This window comes from Caulobacter sp. GW821-FHT10F06 (genome assembly GCF_058809215.1).
This window is the reverse complement of record NZ_JBXASK010000001.1, coordinates 115686-130380: the sequence shown is the minus strand read 5'-3', so window position 1 is coordinate 130380 and position 14695 is coordinate 115686. Positions and strand designations below refer to the sequence as shown.

Here is a 14695-nt window from a genome sequence, read left to right as displayed (position 1 = left end):
GCATGCCAAGAAGCCCACGATCATCCGATCGCGGGCTTTTTCGCGCGCCATGCGTTTCATCGCCATGGACCGGAGCCTCGACCTCCACCGCTTCGTCGAAGCCCAGGCCGACGCTTATGACACGGCGCTGGCCGAGCTGAAGCGCGGCCGCAAGACCACCCACTGGATGTGGTTCGTCTTTCCGCAGATCGCGGGCCTGGGCCACAGCGCCATGGCGCGGTTCTACGCCATCGACTCCCTGGACGAGGCCCGCGCCTACCTGGCCCATCCGCTGCTGGGCCCGCGCCTGATCGCCTGCGTCGAGGCGCTGAACGCCCTGGAAGGCCGCACCGCCCACGCCATCTTCGGCTCGCCCGACGACCTGAAGCTCCACTCCAGCCTGACCCTGTTCACGCGGGCCGCGCCAGACGCGGCGGTCTTCGCCGAGGCGTTGGCCAAGTACTTCGGCGGACGGCTGGACGGCGCGACGCTGGAGCGGCTGGGCGTCACCGCGCGCTAAGCCGCTCCGATCGGCGGACTTTACGCGGGATCGCGATTTATTTATAACCGTCCGGTCGGTTATAAACAGGAGTCGATGTGGGAAGACCGCGAGTCATCGATCAGCAGGCCATTCTCGACGCCGCCGAGCGCGTCGTCGCGCGGGATGGCGCGGCGAACCTCACGCTGGACGCCGTGGCCAAGGAGGCCGGGGTCGGCAAGGCCAGCGTCATCTATGACTTCAAGACCAAGCAGGCGCTGATCGAGGCTGTGGTCGATCGCTCGTTCCGGGCCGACAACGCGCGCCACGCTGCGCTTGAAGCCGATCTGGAAGGCCAGGACAGCCCCGTCATCCGCGGCCGGATACGCGGCGGCGCGCATGCGCCGCCCGAGACCTTTCGCGCCGTCGCCCTCAACCTCAGCGCCGCCCTGGTTCTGGACGCCGATCTCCGGCGGAAAATGCAGGCCAATCAAGCTAGCGTCGTCACGCGTGTGCTGGAAACCTCGGCCTCGCCGCGCGGCGCCCTGCTGGCCTATCTCGCTCTTGAGGGGCTGAAGTTCCTCGAGTTCCTCGACTTCCACCATTTCCCGACGGCCGAGCGCGACAGGATCGTTCGAGAGATCGAATGGCTGGCCGCCGCGAGACCACAAGACGGCTCGCCCACGGGCGACTGATCCTCCTCCCCAACCGGATTTTTCGAATGACGACCTCTTCTTCCGCCGCCCAAAGCGCGGCGATGAGCGCCCGCGCCTGCCCGCGCCGCCTCTTCCTGACCGGCGCCGCCGGCTATGTGGGCCGCAACCTGGTCCGCCACTTCCTGCGGGACGGCGTCGAGGTCGTCGCCCTGGCGCGCACGGCCCAAGCCGCCGAACGCCTGCGCGCGATGGGCGCCCTGGCGGTCGTCGGCGACATCCTCGATCCGGCCATCGGCGAGGCCATGGCCGGCTGCGACGCCGTGGTCCATGCCGCCGCCGATACAGACCACGGCCATGGCGGCTCGGCGCAGATGCGAACCAACGCCGAGGGAACCCGGAACGTGCTCCGGGCCGCGCGTGCGGCCGGCGTTCGTCGCGTCGTCCACCTGAGCACGGAGTCGGTCCTCGGCGACGGACGCCCGCTCAGGCACGTCGACGAGACCCGTCCCTATCCGGCCCGGCCCGCCGGTTCCTATTCACGCAGCAAGATTGCGGCCGAGACGATCGCCCTGTCGATGGCCGACGAGGCCTTCGCGGTCGTCGTGGTGCGTCCGCGTTTCGTCTGGGGGCGCGACGACACCACCGCCCTGCCGATGCTGGTGGAGGCCGCCCGCTCAGGAAACCTCGCCTGGATCGACGGCGGCGACTATCGGACCTCGACCACGCACGTGGCCAATCTCTGCCACGGCGTCGACCTGGCGCTGAAGGTCGGGCGCGGCGGCGAAATCTATTTCCTCTCCGACGGCGAACCGGTCGCATTCCGGACCTTCGTCTCAGCGCTGCTGGAGACCCAGGGCGAGACGGCGCCGGAAAAGGTGGTCCCGCGCGCGATAGTCCGCGCGGTCGCGGCCGTCGGCGATCTGATCGGCGCGGCGACACGGGGGCGCAAATCCGCGCCGCTGACCTTGCAAGGCTTCGCCGCCTCGGCCATCGAGGTGACGCTCGACATTGGCAAGGCTCGACGCGAGCTTGGCTATGCGCCGGTCGTCTCCATGGCTGAGGGCCTGGCGGAGCTCTCGACCTCAGCGCCGCACAGATAGTCCTCGAGACGCGAGACGTCGCCGGGGCGTCCCGCCGCCAGCCAATCGAGCTTGCCTTGCAAGAAGCCCAAAGCCGAGTCGAGCTCGGCTCGGCGCTGCAGCAGGCGCTCGATCTGCATCCGCAGCACCTGCGCGGTGCGCTCGTCCCCACCGCCGCCGGCGCGATATTCCGCGCTCAAGTCGGCGATCTCCCGCAGCGAATAGCCGAGGGATTGCTGCAAGCGGATCATGCGGGCGGCCGTGAGGTCGTCGCGGGTGAAGATCTGGTACGGGTTGCCGCCGCCTTTGTCACCGCGCTCGGGCCTCAGCAGCCCCTTGCCCACATAGAACCGGACCGTGTCGACAGGCAGCCCGGCGGCGCGCGCGAACTCCGAGATCAGCATGCTTTTGACTCCTTGACCCTGGACCATGGTCCACACTTATAGGGCTGTTCGTCATTCATTCGGAGCCCTTCCATGACGAACATTTCGCACGCGCTTCCTCAGGTCGAACTGGGCCGAGGCGGCCCCAAGGTCGGCGCCCAGGGGCTGGGCTGCATGGGCATGAGCGAGTTCTACGGCCAGACCGACGAGGCCGAGGCCCGCGCGACGCTCGACCGCGCTCTCGACCTGGGCGTGACCCTGTTTGACACGGCCGACATGTACGGCTTGGGGGCCAACGAGACCTTCCTGGGCGATTTCCTGCGCCGCAGCCGGGGCGCGGCGCGCGTCGCCACCAAGGTCGGCTATGTCCGCACGCCCGAGACACCGGACGATTGGAGCCTCAGCAACCGGCCCGAACACATCCGCGCCGCCGCCGAGCGATCGCTGCGGCGCTTGGGCGCCGAGACGCTGGACCTCTACTACCTGCATCGCCGCGACAAGGCCGTGCCGCTGGCGGAGTCCTTGGGCGCCCTGGCCGATCTGGTCGCCGCGGGAAAGGTGCTCCAGCTGGGCCTTTCCGAGGTCGATCCCGATGAGCTCCGCGAAGCCCACGCCATCCATCCGATCGCGGCCCTGCAATCGGAATGGTCGCTGTTCAGCCGTGACATCGAGGACGAGATCGTCCCGTTGGCCGTCGAACTGGGGGTGACCCTGGCGCCGTTCGCGCCGCTGGGTCGCGGGCTGCTAACCGCGCGCGGCTTCGCCCGCGCCCTGCCCGAAGGCGACGCGCGCCGGAATTTCCCGCGCTTTGCGGCGGAGAACCTGGACGCCAACGACGGACTGGTCGCGGAGGTGGAACGCATCGCCGCCGCGCGCGGCGTGACGCCGGCCCAGACGGCCTTGGCTTGGCTCTACGCTCAGGCCCGAGCGCTCGGCGTCGCCATGGTGCCGATCCCGGGCACGCGGCGGCGGTCACGTCTGGAGGAAAACGTCGCGGCGACGACGCTCGGTCTGTCCGAGCCGGAGATGCGGGCCCTGGAAGCCCTGGCCGGCGCGGTCAAGGGCGTGCGGGTCTGAGCCCTAGCCCCGCTTGCGCGCCAGGCTCCCGACCTGCAGCGCCGCCGCGATCGCGCCCAGGGCCACGCCGAGGATCGACACACCGCCCCAGCCGCCCAGCTTCCAGGCGGCCGCCGCGGCGGCCGAGCCGGCCGCGCCGCCCAGGAACATCGCGCCCATGAACAGGGTGTTCAGCCGCGCCCGGGCCTCGGGCTTCAGGGCGTAGACCACGTGCTGGTTGGAGATCAGCGAGCTCTGCACCGCGAAGTCCAGCACGATCACCCCGACCACCAGCCCGGCCACCGAGGTCCACAGGCCGAAGATCATCCACGCGACCAGGGTCAGCACAGCGCCCAGCACGATCACCTGCTGGGGCCCGCGCTTGTCGGCGATGCGGCCGGCGATCGGGGCGGCGAGAATGCCCACCGCGCCCACCACGCCGAACAGGCCGGCCACATCGGCGCCCAGGCCGAAGCGCGGGTCCTGCAGCCGCAGGGCCAGGATGGTCCAGAAGGCGGTGAAGGCCGCAAACAGGTGGGCCTGGGAAACGGCCGCCAGCCGCAGGGCGGGGAACTGGCTCCACAGCTTGGCCAGCGAGGCCAGCAGGGCGCCGTAGCCGATATCGGTCTCGGGCCGGCTGCGCGGCAGCACGAGCGCCATCAGGCCGCCGGCGCCCAGGGCCATGGGCACGCCCAGCCAGAACATCTGCCGCCAGCCGGCGTGGGTGGCAACGAAGCCGGCCAGGGTCCGGCTGAAGAGGATGCCGCACAGCAGGCCCGCCATCACCACGCCCACCGTCGCGCCGCGCCGCTCGGGCGCCGAGAGGTGGGCGGCGAACGGCACGATCTGCTGGGCCACCGTCGCGGCCGCTCCGACCAGCAGCGAGGCCAGAACGATCAATCCGGCGCTGGGCGCGACGGCCACCGCCACTAGGGCCAGGGCCAACACCAGAAACTGCGCCAGGATCAGCCGCTTGCGCTCGACCAGGTCGCCCAAGGGGGTCAGCAGAAACAGCCCCGCCGCGTAGCCCAGCTGGGTGGCGGTGGGGATCATGGTCGCCGCCCCGCCCGGCAGGTCGCGCGCCATCAGCCCGACCATCGGCTGGTTGTAATAGATGTTAGCCACCGCGATCCCGGTGGCCAGGGCCATGGCGAAGGTCAGGCCGCGTCCGAGGACGGGGCTCTGGACAGTGTCGGCGGCGGGGGTGGCGGTGTGGCTCATGACGGCTCCCGGCGAGCGACTCGCCGCGTTCAATATGGGGTCGCCCGACGGCGGCAGAACGTGAATTTAGGAAAACACCGTTTCGGTTTATAGTGAGGCAAATCGGGAAGCCGGCGCATCGGATTTTGATATAATGGACCTGGCCGACATCGCGGTCTTCGCCGAGGCGGTGCGCACCGGCAGCCTAGCCGGCGCGGCCCGCCGGATCGGCGTCGCGCCCATGGTCGCCTCGCGTCGGCTGGCCGCCCTCGAAGCGGAACTGGGCGTGCGCCTGGTCCATCGCACCACCCGCGCCCTGTCCCTGACCGCCGAGGGCGAGGCCTTCCTGCCTCACGCCCAGGCCATGCTGGAGGACGAGGCCGTGGCCCGCGCCGCGGTGCGCCCCGCCCAGGCCGGCGCTTCGGGCCTGCTGCGCGTCACCGCCTCGGCCCCGTTCGGGCGCAAGGTTGTGGCCCCGATGATCCCGGCCTTCATGGCCGCCAATCCCGACCTGCGCGTCGACCTGCTGCTGACCGACACCATCGTCGACATCGTCGCCCAGGGCATAGACGTGGCCGTGCGCATCGCCGCCCTGCGCGACAACACCCTGGTGGCCCGCCGCCTGGCCGACAATCCGCGCCAGCTCTACGCCGCGCCGGACTATGTGGCCCGCCACGGCGCGCCGTCGGTCCTGGCCGACCTGGCCCGGCACGCGTGCCTGACCTCCGCCGGCGAGACCCACTGGACCTTCGACGTCGCCGGCAAGGCCGTGCAGCAGAAGGTGGCCGGCCGCTTCACCGCCAGCGCCATGGAGGCCCTGCACCAGGCCTGCCTGGGCGGACTGGGGATCGGCCGCCTCTCCACCTGGGACGCCCGGGACGAGGTCGCCGAAGGTCGACTGGTCGTCCTGCCCCTGGCCGACGCCCAGCTGCAGGAACGCTCGATCTGGGCCGTCTATCCCACCGCCCGCCTGGCCCCGCCCAAGGTGCGCCTGTTCGTCGCCGCCCTGGGCGAGCGGCTGAAGACCTTCGAGACCTGACGATTGGGCGCTCCGCGCGGACCAGCCCTCAGGGCTTGAGGCCCCACTCTGCGAAACGGCTGTCGATCTCCTTGTCGAGCGCCCGGGCCGCGACAAGGTCGGCCTGGCCGGCCGCCGAGTCGCCCATCCGGATCCGCACCAGGCCTCGCCCGTACAGGGACGCGCCCTGCTTGGGCGACAGCTTCAGCGCGCCGTCGTAGTCGCGCAGCGCCGCGTCCAGCCGTCCGGCGCGGGCGTGGACCAGCGCGCGGCTGTCCAGCGCGGCGGCGAACTTCGGCCGCAGCCCCAGCGCCTGGTCGCAATCGGCCAGGGCCTTGTCGAGCTCGCGATTGCGCGTCGCCCGCAGCCAGCAGCGGCCATTCAGCAGGCTGATGTCCTTGGGCGACTGGGCCAGGGCGCTGTCGAACTCGGCCAAGGCCTCGTCGGTCCGGCCCATGCCGTCCAGCAGGTCGGCGCGCAGCGCCTGGAGATCGGTGTCAAACGGATCGATCCGCCGCGCCTCGGCCACCAGGATCAGGGCCTCGTCGCCGCGCTTGAGCCGCGACTGCATCGCGGCGACGCTGGACAGGATCTCGGTGCTGTCCGGATCGAGCGTCTGGGCGGTCTGGTAGCGCTCCAGCGCGCCAGCCAGGTCCTTCTTGATCGCCAGCACCCGTCCCTGGACGATCAGCGGATCGGCGCTCTTGGGATCCGCGGCCTGGGCCCGCTGCGCGGTCGCCAGGGCGCCGGCAAGGTCTTCGCGGCCGATCTGGGTGCGCGCCAGCATCAACAGGATTTCCGGATCGCGCGGCGACTTGTCGACGGCGGCCTTGGCGATCGTCTCGGCTTCGGCGCCCCGGTCGGCCGACCACAGGGCGTCGAGCCGCATGCCCAGCCACGCGGTGGACGCGCCCGGCATCCGCGCCTCGGCCTGGTCGCACAGCTTCAGGGCCAGGGCGTAGTTCTTGCGCGCCATGGCCGTGCGGATCAGTCCGCCATAGCCGCCGCGCTCGGTGTCATCCGACTTCATCGCCGTCCGGAACGCCGTCTCGGCCGCGTCATAGCGTTCCTCGAGCAGGGCCTGGAAGCCCTCGCTCACCGGATCGATGCTCGGCGTCTTGTCCTTGACGACCTCGACCAGATAGCCGCCGAACGCCTGATATCCCTGGCGCGCCTTGGCCTGGCTGGCCTTGGCCTCCTCGGCGGTGATCTCGAACCCCAGCGTGCGATTGCTGCGCATCAAGGTCACCCGGTTTTCCTGCAGGTGCGCGGTTCGGGTGATGTCGAAACCGCCGAGCGTTTGGCGCACATAGCTGCCGCTCAGGCGATAGCGCTCGGTCTTGGGCAGGGTCGCAACAACGACGATGCGGTTGTAGACCGGATACGGCACGGCGTAGGGCGCGGTCTGGTCCTGCTCGGAGTCGCGCTCGTAGCTGGCGGCGAACACCTCCGACGACGGGATCAGCCAGAAGCGTCCGGACCGGGGATCGTCGATCCAGTTCATCTTGCCCGAGCCCGAGACCTTCATGGTCAGCTCGGCCCGGTTGGCGTCGAAGGTCCACTCGGCCTTCTCGAAGTCCACCCAGCCCAGCATCTTGCCCCAGCCGCGGCGAAGCCCCCGGGAGATGTCGTCCTTGGGCGCGGCCGCGAAGCCGCGGGCCGACTCGATGGCTTGGTCGCCCCGCAGCACGGACTCGATGACGACCTGCGCCGGCGCGTCCATGCCCGCCGAAGCGTCGATGCGGATGACGCTGGCGTCCTGGGCCAGCGGCAGCGGAGCCGGGCCCAACTGCTCGAGCGCGCCGCCCTGGGCGCGGATCGGGAGGGTCCAGTCGTAGGCGGGCGTCGACAGGTTCGTCAGGGCCTCGTCGCCCAGGCGCGTTCCGTCCAGCCAGTAGACCTTGCCGCCGAGCGTCGTGCGGACGATGACATGATCGAAGCGGGCCAGGCTGGGCAGGCGCTGGTCCAGGCCGTCGCCCCAGCCCTGGGTGTTGACCAGCGAGGCCTCGGCGGGGATGTCCAGGCCCTGAAGCAGGGCGATCAGCAGCGCCGTCTTGGCCTTGCAGTCGCCGAAGCGGCGCGACCAGGTGTCGTCGGCCGACGCCGGCTTATAGGCCCCCGCGCCCATGCCGATATAGACGTAGCGCACCTGTGACTCGACGAGCTTCAGCGCCAGGGTCGCGCGGGCGACGGGATCGGGCGTGGCCGCCCGGATGCGCTCGATCTCGGCCTTGAGGGGCGAGCCCGGTTTCAGCGTCGTGGCGGTCGCATAGGGCCCGGCCAGGGAGGCGGAGACCTCGGCCCAGTCCGCCAGCTGGCTCCATTCCAGCGTTCCGGCCATGGCGTAGCGCATCGGCGCGCCGACCGGCAGCCGTCGGCCCTTGAGATCGACAACGTCGACCAGCAGCTCGCTCTCGGCGCCAGTCTCGGTGATCGTCGGCTTGGGGAAGCCCTCGGTCGCGCGCCAGCGCATCGGCGAGCCCTTCGGCCACAGGACCCGCACCCGGGCCCGCGCCAGCTTTCCGCTCGAATGCAGCGCCGTGGTGGAGTCGAACCGCCGGCCGCCCAGGGGGTCGCGATAGCGGCGGGTGGTCTGCACGTCGACGATGTCGCCCACGCGCAGGTCCTTGAGCTGCAGCGTCGCGGTCAGGCGGCCGTTGAGCATGGCCGATTCCAGATTGGTCTCGCGGCGCAGCACCTCGAAGCGCTCGTCCTTGAGCACGTCGATCGTCTTGCCGTCGCGGATGATCGCCACCCGATTGATGGTGACCCGTTCGGTCCCGGGGTCCCACTCCTCCTCCACCGAGCCCAGGTCGTCGAGCCCCGGTTCGGAGACCACCTTGGAGGCGCGTCGGATCATCGTCTCGCCGAACTCGCCGTCGTAGCGGTTCTGCTCGTCATAGAGGACGATTGACGAGCCCACCCCAGGCTCCGCCTCGGGCGGCGGCGGCAGGTCCGCCGGCTTCACCCAGGCGGGCGGCGCGCCGTAGAACACCACCTTGTCAGCCGCAATGGCCGACGACGATACGAACGCCGTGGCCACGGCCACGCCCGTCAAAGCAAAACGCATACAAGCCCCCTTGTTGATCGCCAGACTAGCGACCCGAAACATTTCCACAACCCTGGGGCGCTGATCGTTCCCCTCCCGCCACCCTGCTGACACTCGCCGTCAGCAGGCCCTCTAGCCTTCCGGGCTCGCGACACCTACCTTTCGAGCATGCCTCGCACCCCGGACACCGGCGTTTCCGACGTCTCCACGCCCTTCGTCATGGACCTCTCAGCGGAGGATCCGGCCTTGATCGCGCGGCAGACCCTGTGGACCCCGCACCGCCCCGCGCGGCCGGCCAAGTCCGAGGGCGGCAAGACCTTCAAGCTGGTCAGCGACTACAGCCCCGCCGGCGACCAGCCGACGGCGATCGCCGAGCTGGTGGAAGGTCTGCAGAACGGCGACCAGGACCAGGTGCTGCTGGGCGTCACCGGCTCGGGCAAGACCTTCACCATGGCTCAGGTCATCGAGAAGACCCAGCGCCCGGCCCTGATCCTGGCGCCGAACAAGACCCTGGCCGCCCAGCTCTACAGCGAGATGAAGTCGTTCTTCCCGGAGAACGCGGTCGAGTACTTCGTCAGCTACTACGACTACTATCAGCCGGAAGCCTACGTGCCCCGGACCGACACCTATATCGAGAAGGACAGCTCCATCAACGAGCAGATCGACCGGATGCGCCACTCGGCCACCCGGGCGATCCTGGAGCGCGACGACGTCATCGTCGTGGCCTCGGTGTCGTGCATCTACGGCATCGGCTCGGTCGAGACCTATACGGCCATGACCTTCACGCTGGAGGTCGGCCAGACGGTCAACGAGAAGCAGCTGATGGCCGACCTGGTGGCCCAGCAGTACAAGCGCAACGACGCCGCCTTCGAGCGCGGCGCGTTCCGCCGCCGGGGCGACACCCTGGAGATCTTCCCTGCCCACTACGAGGACCGCGCCTGGCGCGTCACCCTGTTCGGCGACGAGGTCGAGGCCATCGCCGAGTTCGACCCGCTGACCGGCAAGAAGACCGCCGACCTGGAAAGCATCAAGGTCTACGCCAACAGCCACCACGTCACGCCGCGCCCCACCCTGCGCCAGGCGATCATCTCCATCCGCGAGGAGCTGAAGGAGCGCCTGGCCTGGATGTACGAGAACGGCAAGCTGCTGGAGGCCCAGCGCCTGGAGCAGCGGACCAATTTCGACCTGGAGATGATCGAGACCACCGGCTCCTGCGCCGGCATCGAGAACTACAGCCGCTACCTCTCGGGCCGCAAGCCGGGCGAGCCGCCGCCGACCTTCTTCGAATACATCCCCGACAACGCCCTCCTCTTCACCGACGAGAGCCACCAGACGGTTCCGCAGATCGGCGCCATGTACAAGGGCGACCGCAACCGCAAATGGACCCTGGCCGAGTACGGCTTCCGCCTGCCCTCGGCCCTCGACAACCGCCCCCTCAAGTTCGAGGAATGGGACGCCATGCGGCCCCAGTCGGTGCACGTCAGCGCCACCCCGGCCTCGTGGGAGCTGGAACGCGCCGGCGGCGTCTTCGCTGAGCAGGTCATCCGCCCCACCGGCCTGATCGACCCGCCGGTCGAGGTGCGCCCGGTCTCCAAGGACGGCGCCAGCCAGGTCGACGACGTCATCGACGAGATCCGCCAGGCCAAGGCCAAGGGCTACCGCACCCTGGTCACCGTCCTGACCAAGAAGATGGCCGAGGACCTGACCGAATATATCAACGAGCAGGGCCTGGGCGTGCGCTACATGCACTCCGACGTCGACACCCTGGAGCGCATCGAGATCATCCGCGATCTGCGCCTGGGCAAGTTCGACGTCCTGGTCGGCATCAACCTGCTGCGCGAGGGCCTCGACATCCCCGAATGCGGCCTGGTGGCCATTCTCGACGCCGACAAGGAAGGCTTCCTGCGCTCGGAGACCAGCCTGATCCAGACCATCGGCCGCGCGGCGCGGAACGTCGACGGCAAGGTCATCCTCTATGCCGACCGGATCACCGGCAGCATGGAGCGGGCCATGGGCGAGACCCAGCGCCGCCGCGACAAGCAGCACGAATTCAACCTCGCCAACGGCATCACGCCCGAGAGCGTCAAGCGCGACATCAAGGACATCCTGGCCAGCCCGTTCGAGCGCGGCGACCGCGTCACCGTGCCGATCGGCGGCTTCGCCGAGGCCGACGGCGACAAGCCCTTCAGCGGCGACAACTTCAAGGCCGCCCTCAAGGACCTCGAGGCCAAGATGCGCGAAGCCGCCTCCAACCTCGAATTCGAGACCGCCGCCCGCCTGCGCGACGAGATCAAGCGCATGAAGATGATGGACCTAGAGTTCGCCAACGAGATCCTGACCGGCGCCGGCGAAACGGTCGACAAGAGCGCCCCCAAGCGCATCCGCGCCGAACTGCGGGCGGAGCAGGCCGAAGCGTTCCGCAAGAGCCGGCTGTAGATCCTCCCCCTCCGGGGGAGGTGGCCCGGAGGGCCGGAGGGGGCAGCGCGGCCTATGCCGTTGAGGACCCCTCAGTCGCTCCGCGACAGCTCCCCCGAGGGGGAGCATCCGCACGGACTAAATCCTCCCCCTTTGGGGGAGGTGGCTCAGAGGGCCGGAGGGGGTCCTCCCCGCCGCTCGCCGAAAGCCCCCGCCAAGCTCAAGCGCCCCACACGCACAGGGGAGCGCGCCATCGCCACCCGCATCCTGATCCTCGGCCAGGACGTCAGCACGGTCGACGACTGAAACCCGGCCATCCCGCCGGGCCTGACCGCCGAGGCCGTGACGGCGGGCGTGGCCCGCGCCAGGGCGTCGCTGGAGGCCCGGGGCTTCGAGGTCGACCTGCCGCAGGTCCAGCCCGACCCGGCCATCGCCGAGGTCGAGGTCGCCGTCCAGCTGGCCGATCAGACCTACGCCGTCGTCGTGATCGGCGCCGTCATCCGCAACCCGCCGCCGAGTCTGGGGCTGTTCGAGACGGTGCTGAACGCCGTGCACCGCCACGCGCCGGGGGCGCGGATCGCGTTCAGCACGCGGCCGGATGACAGTGATGTGGCGGCGGGGAGATGGGTGGGGCGTTAGCGGAGGCATGCTTCCGCCTGCGGCCGACGTGGACCAGCGAAGCAATTGAGCTTGATCGATAGTTGCATTCTCGCCCATGCTCTCGCCAACAAGCTCGGGGAGGGCAAATATGGGCCGCATTTTTGATGAAGTCCTAGCTAACCACCTTAGATATTACCCATCTGAGAGAGATGCCATTCTTCCATTTCAACATGATTTTAATATTACCTGGGCTGCCCGCCGGACTGCTTACGGATCTGACTTTTCGTCATATATAGTCAAACCAGAAAGCACCATACGAGAGCTTTTTGGACTTGGGATAGAGGTAGCATTATTTGTATTTGAATATGATTTACTAGAAGCAAGAACGTTTCAAGCAATAAATCAGGCCCTCAGCGAGTCGCCGCTTGCGGGACGTGTGGAGCCTAGCACATATATTCTTCTATCAAGAGATCAAAAAGCTCAGTCATTTACCTCAGACTATCTGATGAGGATGCCTCAATCCCGAAATCCTATACCCATATCGATATCACAACTAAAAAGCAGCCTTACCAATAAGTATGAGCTTCGAGATCTTATATCTAAGTTTGCATACAGAAGGGATCTATTCGACTACAGACTACCCATAGATACGGATACATACTTTTTTGGTCGAGAAACTCTTGTCTCCGAACTTCAAGATCAAATAAAGAAATCTCAGAATTCCGGAATTTTTGGCCTCAGAAAAACCGGCAAAACATCCTTATTGTACAAAGTATCTCGCGATGCAGAGGCAAATAATGTTGCCACAACAGTATATATAGACTGTAAAAATCCAATAATAAGAAAGAAAAATGCGATCACTCTGGCAGATTACATTGTAAAACAAATTGCCTTGCAAGAAAATATACCCACAAAGAGGTATGAGAAACTCGATTCATTTGAAGCATTCAGTGAAATTGTTCGCATTTCATCGAAGAAGAAGACTCTTTGCCTTATATTTGATGAAATTGAATATATATCCCCGCAGAGCTTGACCGATCCGCAGTGGGCGACAGAATTTATAGATTTCTGGCAGTTAATATGGTCCACGCAAAGCCAAACCGGAAAACTATCTTTTATAGTGAGCGGCGTAAATGCGGCCGTATGCGAGACATCAACCTTCTCCGGAATACAGAATCCACTTTTTGGTATAGTTAACACCACATATGTTCAAGGACTGGATGCAGATAGCCTCTCGAGAATGGTCCGGTACTTCGGCGGACAAATGGGTCTCGATTTTCCCGAAGAATCTACTTCACTCTTGGAAACGTACTACGGAGGCCACCCACTACTAACTAGAATGGCCTGCAGCTTCATACATGTTAGGTTAGAAAGAGAAAAGCGCTCCAGACCTATTAGAATTTCTCCAGAATATATAAGATCTATTTTGAGAGAATGCGATTCAGCAATATCTCCATATTGCGCACATGTCGTTGGAGAACTCAGAGATTTCTACCCAGATGAGTACGAAGTTATTCGTATGGCGTCCGTAGGACTGAAGTCTGAGTTTTTGGAGTATGGCTCAGACCCGAGCCTCAGTCGACATCTAAAAGCATACGGTATACTGACGCAAAAGGGCGGGGAAGCACCCAGCGTTTCATTGCCAGTTCTATCTAGCTTCCTCAGAGCTGAACATGTTCGATTGTCAGGAGGAAAGATACCAAGAGATCTTATTTCAATCGATCGTCGACCAGCTTGGATCTCAGATACTTTGAGCAGAATAGTTCACGACATGAGAGGCCTGTTTCAAACATGCCCTTCAGAAATGAAATTACCTTTTGGATCGAAAGGAATTCCAGATTCCGATCTTCTTCAAAATATTGTCGCTGCTGACAGCACTAACGGTTTTAGAAATTTTATAACACCAATGTACAATATATTTTATGAAAATGTTGCCCGTGGCTACCCTGATAGATCTGATTTCGGAAATTCTTTTAAATCTGATTGGCCAGGCCTACACGAAGCAATTGACAGAATTAGAACCTATAGAGACTTCACACATCATCTAGATTTATCAGATGCAACGCGCATTAGATATGAGAAATATCTCGCCATGGATATAGGTGGACTTGATCCGAATATTGAACCTGATGGTTGGTTTGGCATGCAGCAAGCCACGCTTGATGAGCTTCTTTATGCAATACAGGTGGAGACAGCAGCCAAAGCCGCCTAACTTCACCATTTCCATTAAAATTACTTAGCGCCATACGTCGTACGGCGCTAAAACATCTAAGATGGAGGACGGTCTTTGCTGAGGAAAACACGCTATCAGGTAGAGGGGCAGGTTATCGTCGCCCCATGACCATCACCACCCCCACCACCGACGCCGAGATCTCCGCCACCTTCCCGGTAATGGCCCAGCTCCGCCTGCACCTGACCGCCGAGACCTACGTCGCCCGCATCCGGGGGCTGATGGCCAGCGACGGCTACCGCCTCGCCTGCGTAAGCGAGGACGGCGTCCCGCGCGCCGTCGCCGGGTACCGGATCCTGGACATGCTGTATTGCGGCCGGCTGCTGAGCGTCGACGACTTGGTCTCGGACGAAGCCGCGCGGTCGGGCGGGCACGGCAAGGCGCTGCTGGACTGGCTGAAGGACGAGGCCCGGCGCGAGGGCTGTACGCAGCTGGAGCTGATCTCCAACGTGGTCCGCGAGCAGGCCCACCGGTTCTATTTCCGCGAGGGGCTGGCGGTGGATGCGTTCCACTTCCGGGTGAAGGTGTAGCAAACCGGCGCCGGACGCCCCC

12 protein-coding genes are annotated in these 14695 nt (G+C 65.7%); 9 read left to right on the top strand and 3 right to left on the bottom strand.

Annotation, left to right across the window (positions count from 1 at the left end):
- The first annotated feature begins 49 nt into the window (after window positions 1-49).
- The 3 genes from AC1RUS_RS00580 (at window position 50) to AC1RUS_RS00570 (ending at window position 2213) form a co-directional block, all read left to right on the top strand.
- Complete coding sequence (locus AC1RUS_RS00580; RefSeq protein WP_492911980.1) at window positions 50-499, top strand: DUF1810 domain-containing protein; 450 nt, start codon at window positions 50-52, stop codon at window positions 497-499.
- A gap of 77 nt (window positions 500-576) precedes the next feature.
- Complete coding sequence (locus AC1RUS_RS00575) at window positions 577-1152, top strand: TetR family transcriptional regulator (protein WP_492911978.1); 576 nt, start codon at window positions 577-579, stop codon at window positions 1150-1152.
- Window positions 1153-1178: 26 nt separating this feature from the next.
- The gene (locus AC1RUS_RS00570) at window positions 1179-2213 is read left to right on the top strand and encodes an NAD-dependent epimerase/dehydratase family protein (protein WP_492911976.1); all 1035 of its coding nucleotides are present in this window, start codon (window positions 1179-1181) and stop codon (window positions 2211-2213) included.
- Here AC1RUS_RS00570 and AC1RUS_RS00565 read toward each other — a convergent pair.
- Window positions 2147-2596 carry a MerR family transcriptional regulator gene (locus AC1RUS_RS00565; RefSeq protein ID WP_492911974.1) on the bottom strand — a complete coding sequence of 150 codons (450 nt, stop codon included), beginning with the start codon at window positions 2594-2596 and terminating at the stop codon, window positions 2147-2149. The two genes, AC1RUS_RS00570 and AC1RUS_RS00565, sit on opposite strands and share 67 nt — an antisense overlap.
- A gap of 72 nt (window positions 2597-2668) precedes the next feature.
- On the opposite strand from AC1RUS_RS00565, the gene AC1RUS_RS00560 reads away from it, so the two are divergent.
- Window positions 2669-3652: an aldo/keto reductase gene (locus AC1RUS_RS00560; protein ID WP_492911972.1), complete on the top strand. Its 984-nt coding sequence runs from the start codon at window positions 2669-2671 to the stop codon at window positions 3650-3652.
- Window positions 3653-3655: 3 nt separating this feature from the next.
- On the opposite strand, the gene AC1RUS_RS00555 is transcribed toward AC1RUS_RS00560, so the two are convergent.
- Window positions 3656-4852, bottom strand: a complete 1197-nt coding sequence (locus AC1RUS_RS00555; protein WP_492911970.1) for an MFS transporter — start codon at window positions 4850-4852, stop codon at window positions 3656-3658.
- Window positions 4853-4985: 133 nt separating this feature from the next.
- On the opposite strand from AC1RUS_RS00555, the gene AC1RUS_RS00550 reads away from it, so the two are divergent.
- Window positions 4986-5870 (top strand): LysR family transcriptional regulator, encoded by an 885-nt coding sequence (locus AC1RUS_RS00550; protein ID WP_492911968.1) that lies wholly within the window; start codon window positions 4986-4988, stop codon window positions 5868-5870.
- A 28-nt stretch (window positions 5871-5898) separates the two neighbouring features.
- On the opposite strand, the gene AC1RUS_RS00545 is transcribed toward AC1RUS_RS00550, so the two are convergent.
- Window positions 5899-8919 (bottom strand): DUF3857 domain-containing protein, encoded by a 3021-nt coding sequence (locus AC1RUS_RS00545; protein WP_492911966.1) that lies wholly within the window; start codon window positions 8917-8919, stop codon window positions 5899-5901.
- Between the two features lie 147 nt (window positions 8920-9066).
- Between AC1RUS_RS00545 and uvrB the strand changes: the two genes are divergently transcribed.
- From uvrB to AC1RUS_RS00525, 4 genes are all read left to right on the top strand, one after another.
- Window positions 9067-11334 (top strand): excinuclease ABC subunit UvrB, encoded by a 2268-nt coding sequence (gene uvrB / locus AC1RUS_RS00540; protein ID WP_492911964.1) that lies wholly within the window; start codon window positions 9067-9069, stop codon window positions 11332-11334.
- A gap of 333 nt (window positions 11335-11667) precedes the next feature.
- On the top strand, window positions 11668-11952 hold the full coding sequence (locus tag AC1RUS_RS00535) for a hypothetical protein (protein WP_492911962.1): 285 nt from the start codon (window positions 11668-11670) through the stop codon (window positions 11950-11952).
- A gap of 109 nt (window positions 11953-12061) precedes the next feature.
- Complete coding sequence (locus tag AC1RUS_RS00530; RefSeq protein ID WP_492911960.1) at window positions 12062-14125, top strand: ATP-binding protein; 2064 nt, start codon at window positions 12062-12064, stop codon at window positions 14123-14125.
- A gap of 125 nt (window positions 14126-14250) precedes the next feature.
- Entirely contained in the window at window positions 14251-14673 is a 423-nt protein-coding gene (locus tag AC1RUS_RS00525) for a GNAT family N-acetyltransferase (protein WP_492911958.1), read from the top strand.
- Window positions 14674-14695: the final 22 nt, after the last annotated feature.

Bases quoted from the DNA above. Each gene is read 5' to 3' on its own strand.
- AC1RUS_RS00580 (WP_492911980.1), top strand. From the start codon at position 50: ATGCGTTTCATCGCCATGGACCGGAGCCTCGACCTCCACCGCTTCGTC.
- AC1RUS_RS00570 (WP_492911976.1), top strand. From the start codon at position 1,179: ATGACGACCTCTTCTTCCGCCGCCCAAAGCGCGGCGATGAGCGCCCGC.
- AC1RUS_RS00565 (WP_492911974.1), bottom strand. From the start codon at position 2,596: ATGCTGATCTCGGAGTTCGCGCGCGCCGCCGGGCTGCCTGTCGACACG.
- AC1RUS_RS00560 (WP_492911972.1), top strand. From the start codon at position 2,669: ATGACGAACATTTCGCACGCGCTTCCTCAGGTCGAACTGGGCCGAGGC.
- AC1RUS_RS00555 (WP_492911970.1), bottom strand. From the start codon at position 4,852: ATGAGCCACACCGCCACCCCCGCCGCCGACACTGTCCAGAGCCCCGTC.
- AC1RUS_RS00550 (WP_492911968.1), top strand. From the start codon at position 4,986: ATGGACCTGGCCGACATCGCGGTCTTCGCCGAGGCGGTGCGCACCGGC.
- AC1RUS_RS00545 (WP_492911966.1), bottom strand. From the start codon at position 8,919: ATGCGTTTTGCTTTGACGGGCGTGGCCGTGGCCACGGCGTTCGTATCG.
- uvrB (WP_492911964.1), top strand. From the start codon at position 9,067: ATGCCTCGCACCCCGGACACCGGCGTTTCCGACGTCTCCACGCCCTTC.
- AC1RUS_RS00530 (WP_492911960.1), top strand. From the start codon at position 12,062: ATGGGCCGCATTTTTGATGAAGTCCTAGCTAACCACCTTAGATATTAC.
- AC1RUS_RS00525 (WP_492911958.1), top strand. From the start codon at position 14,251: ATGACCATCACCACCCCCACCACCGACGCCGAGATCTCCGCCACCTTC.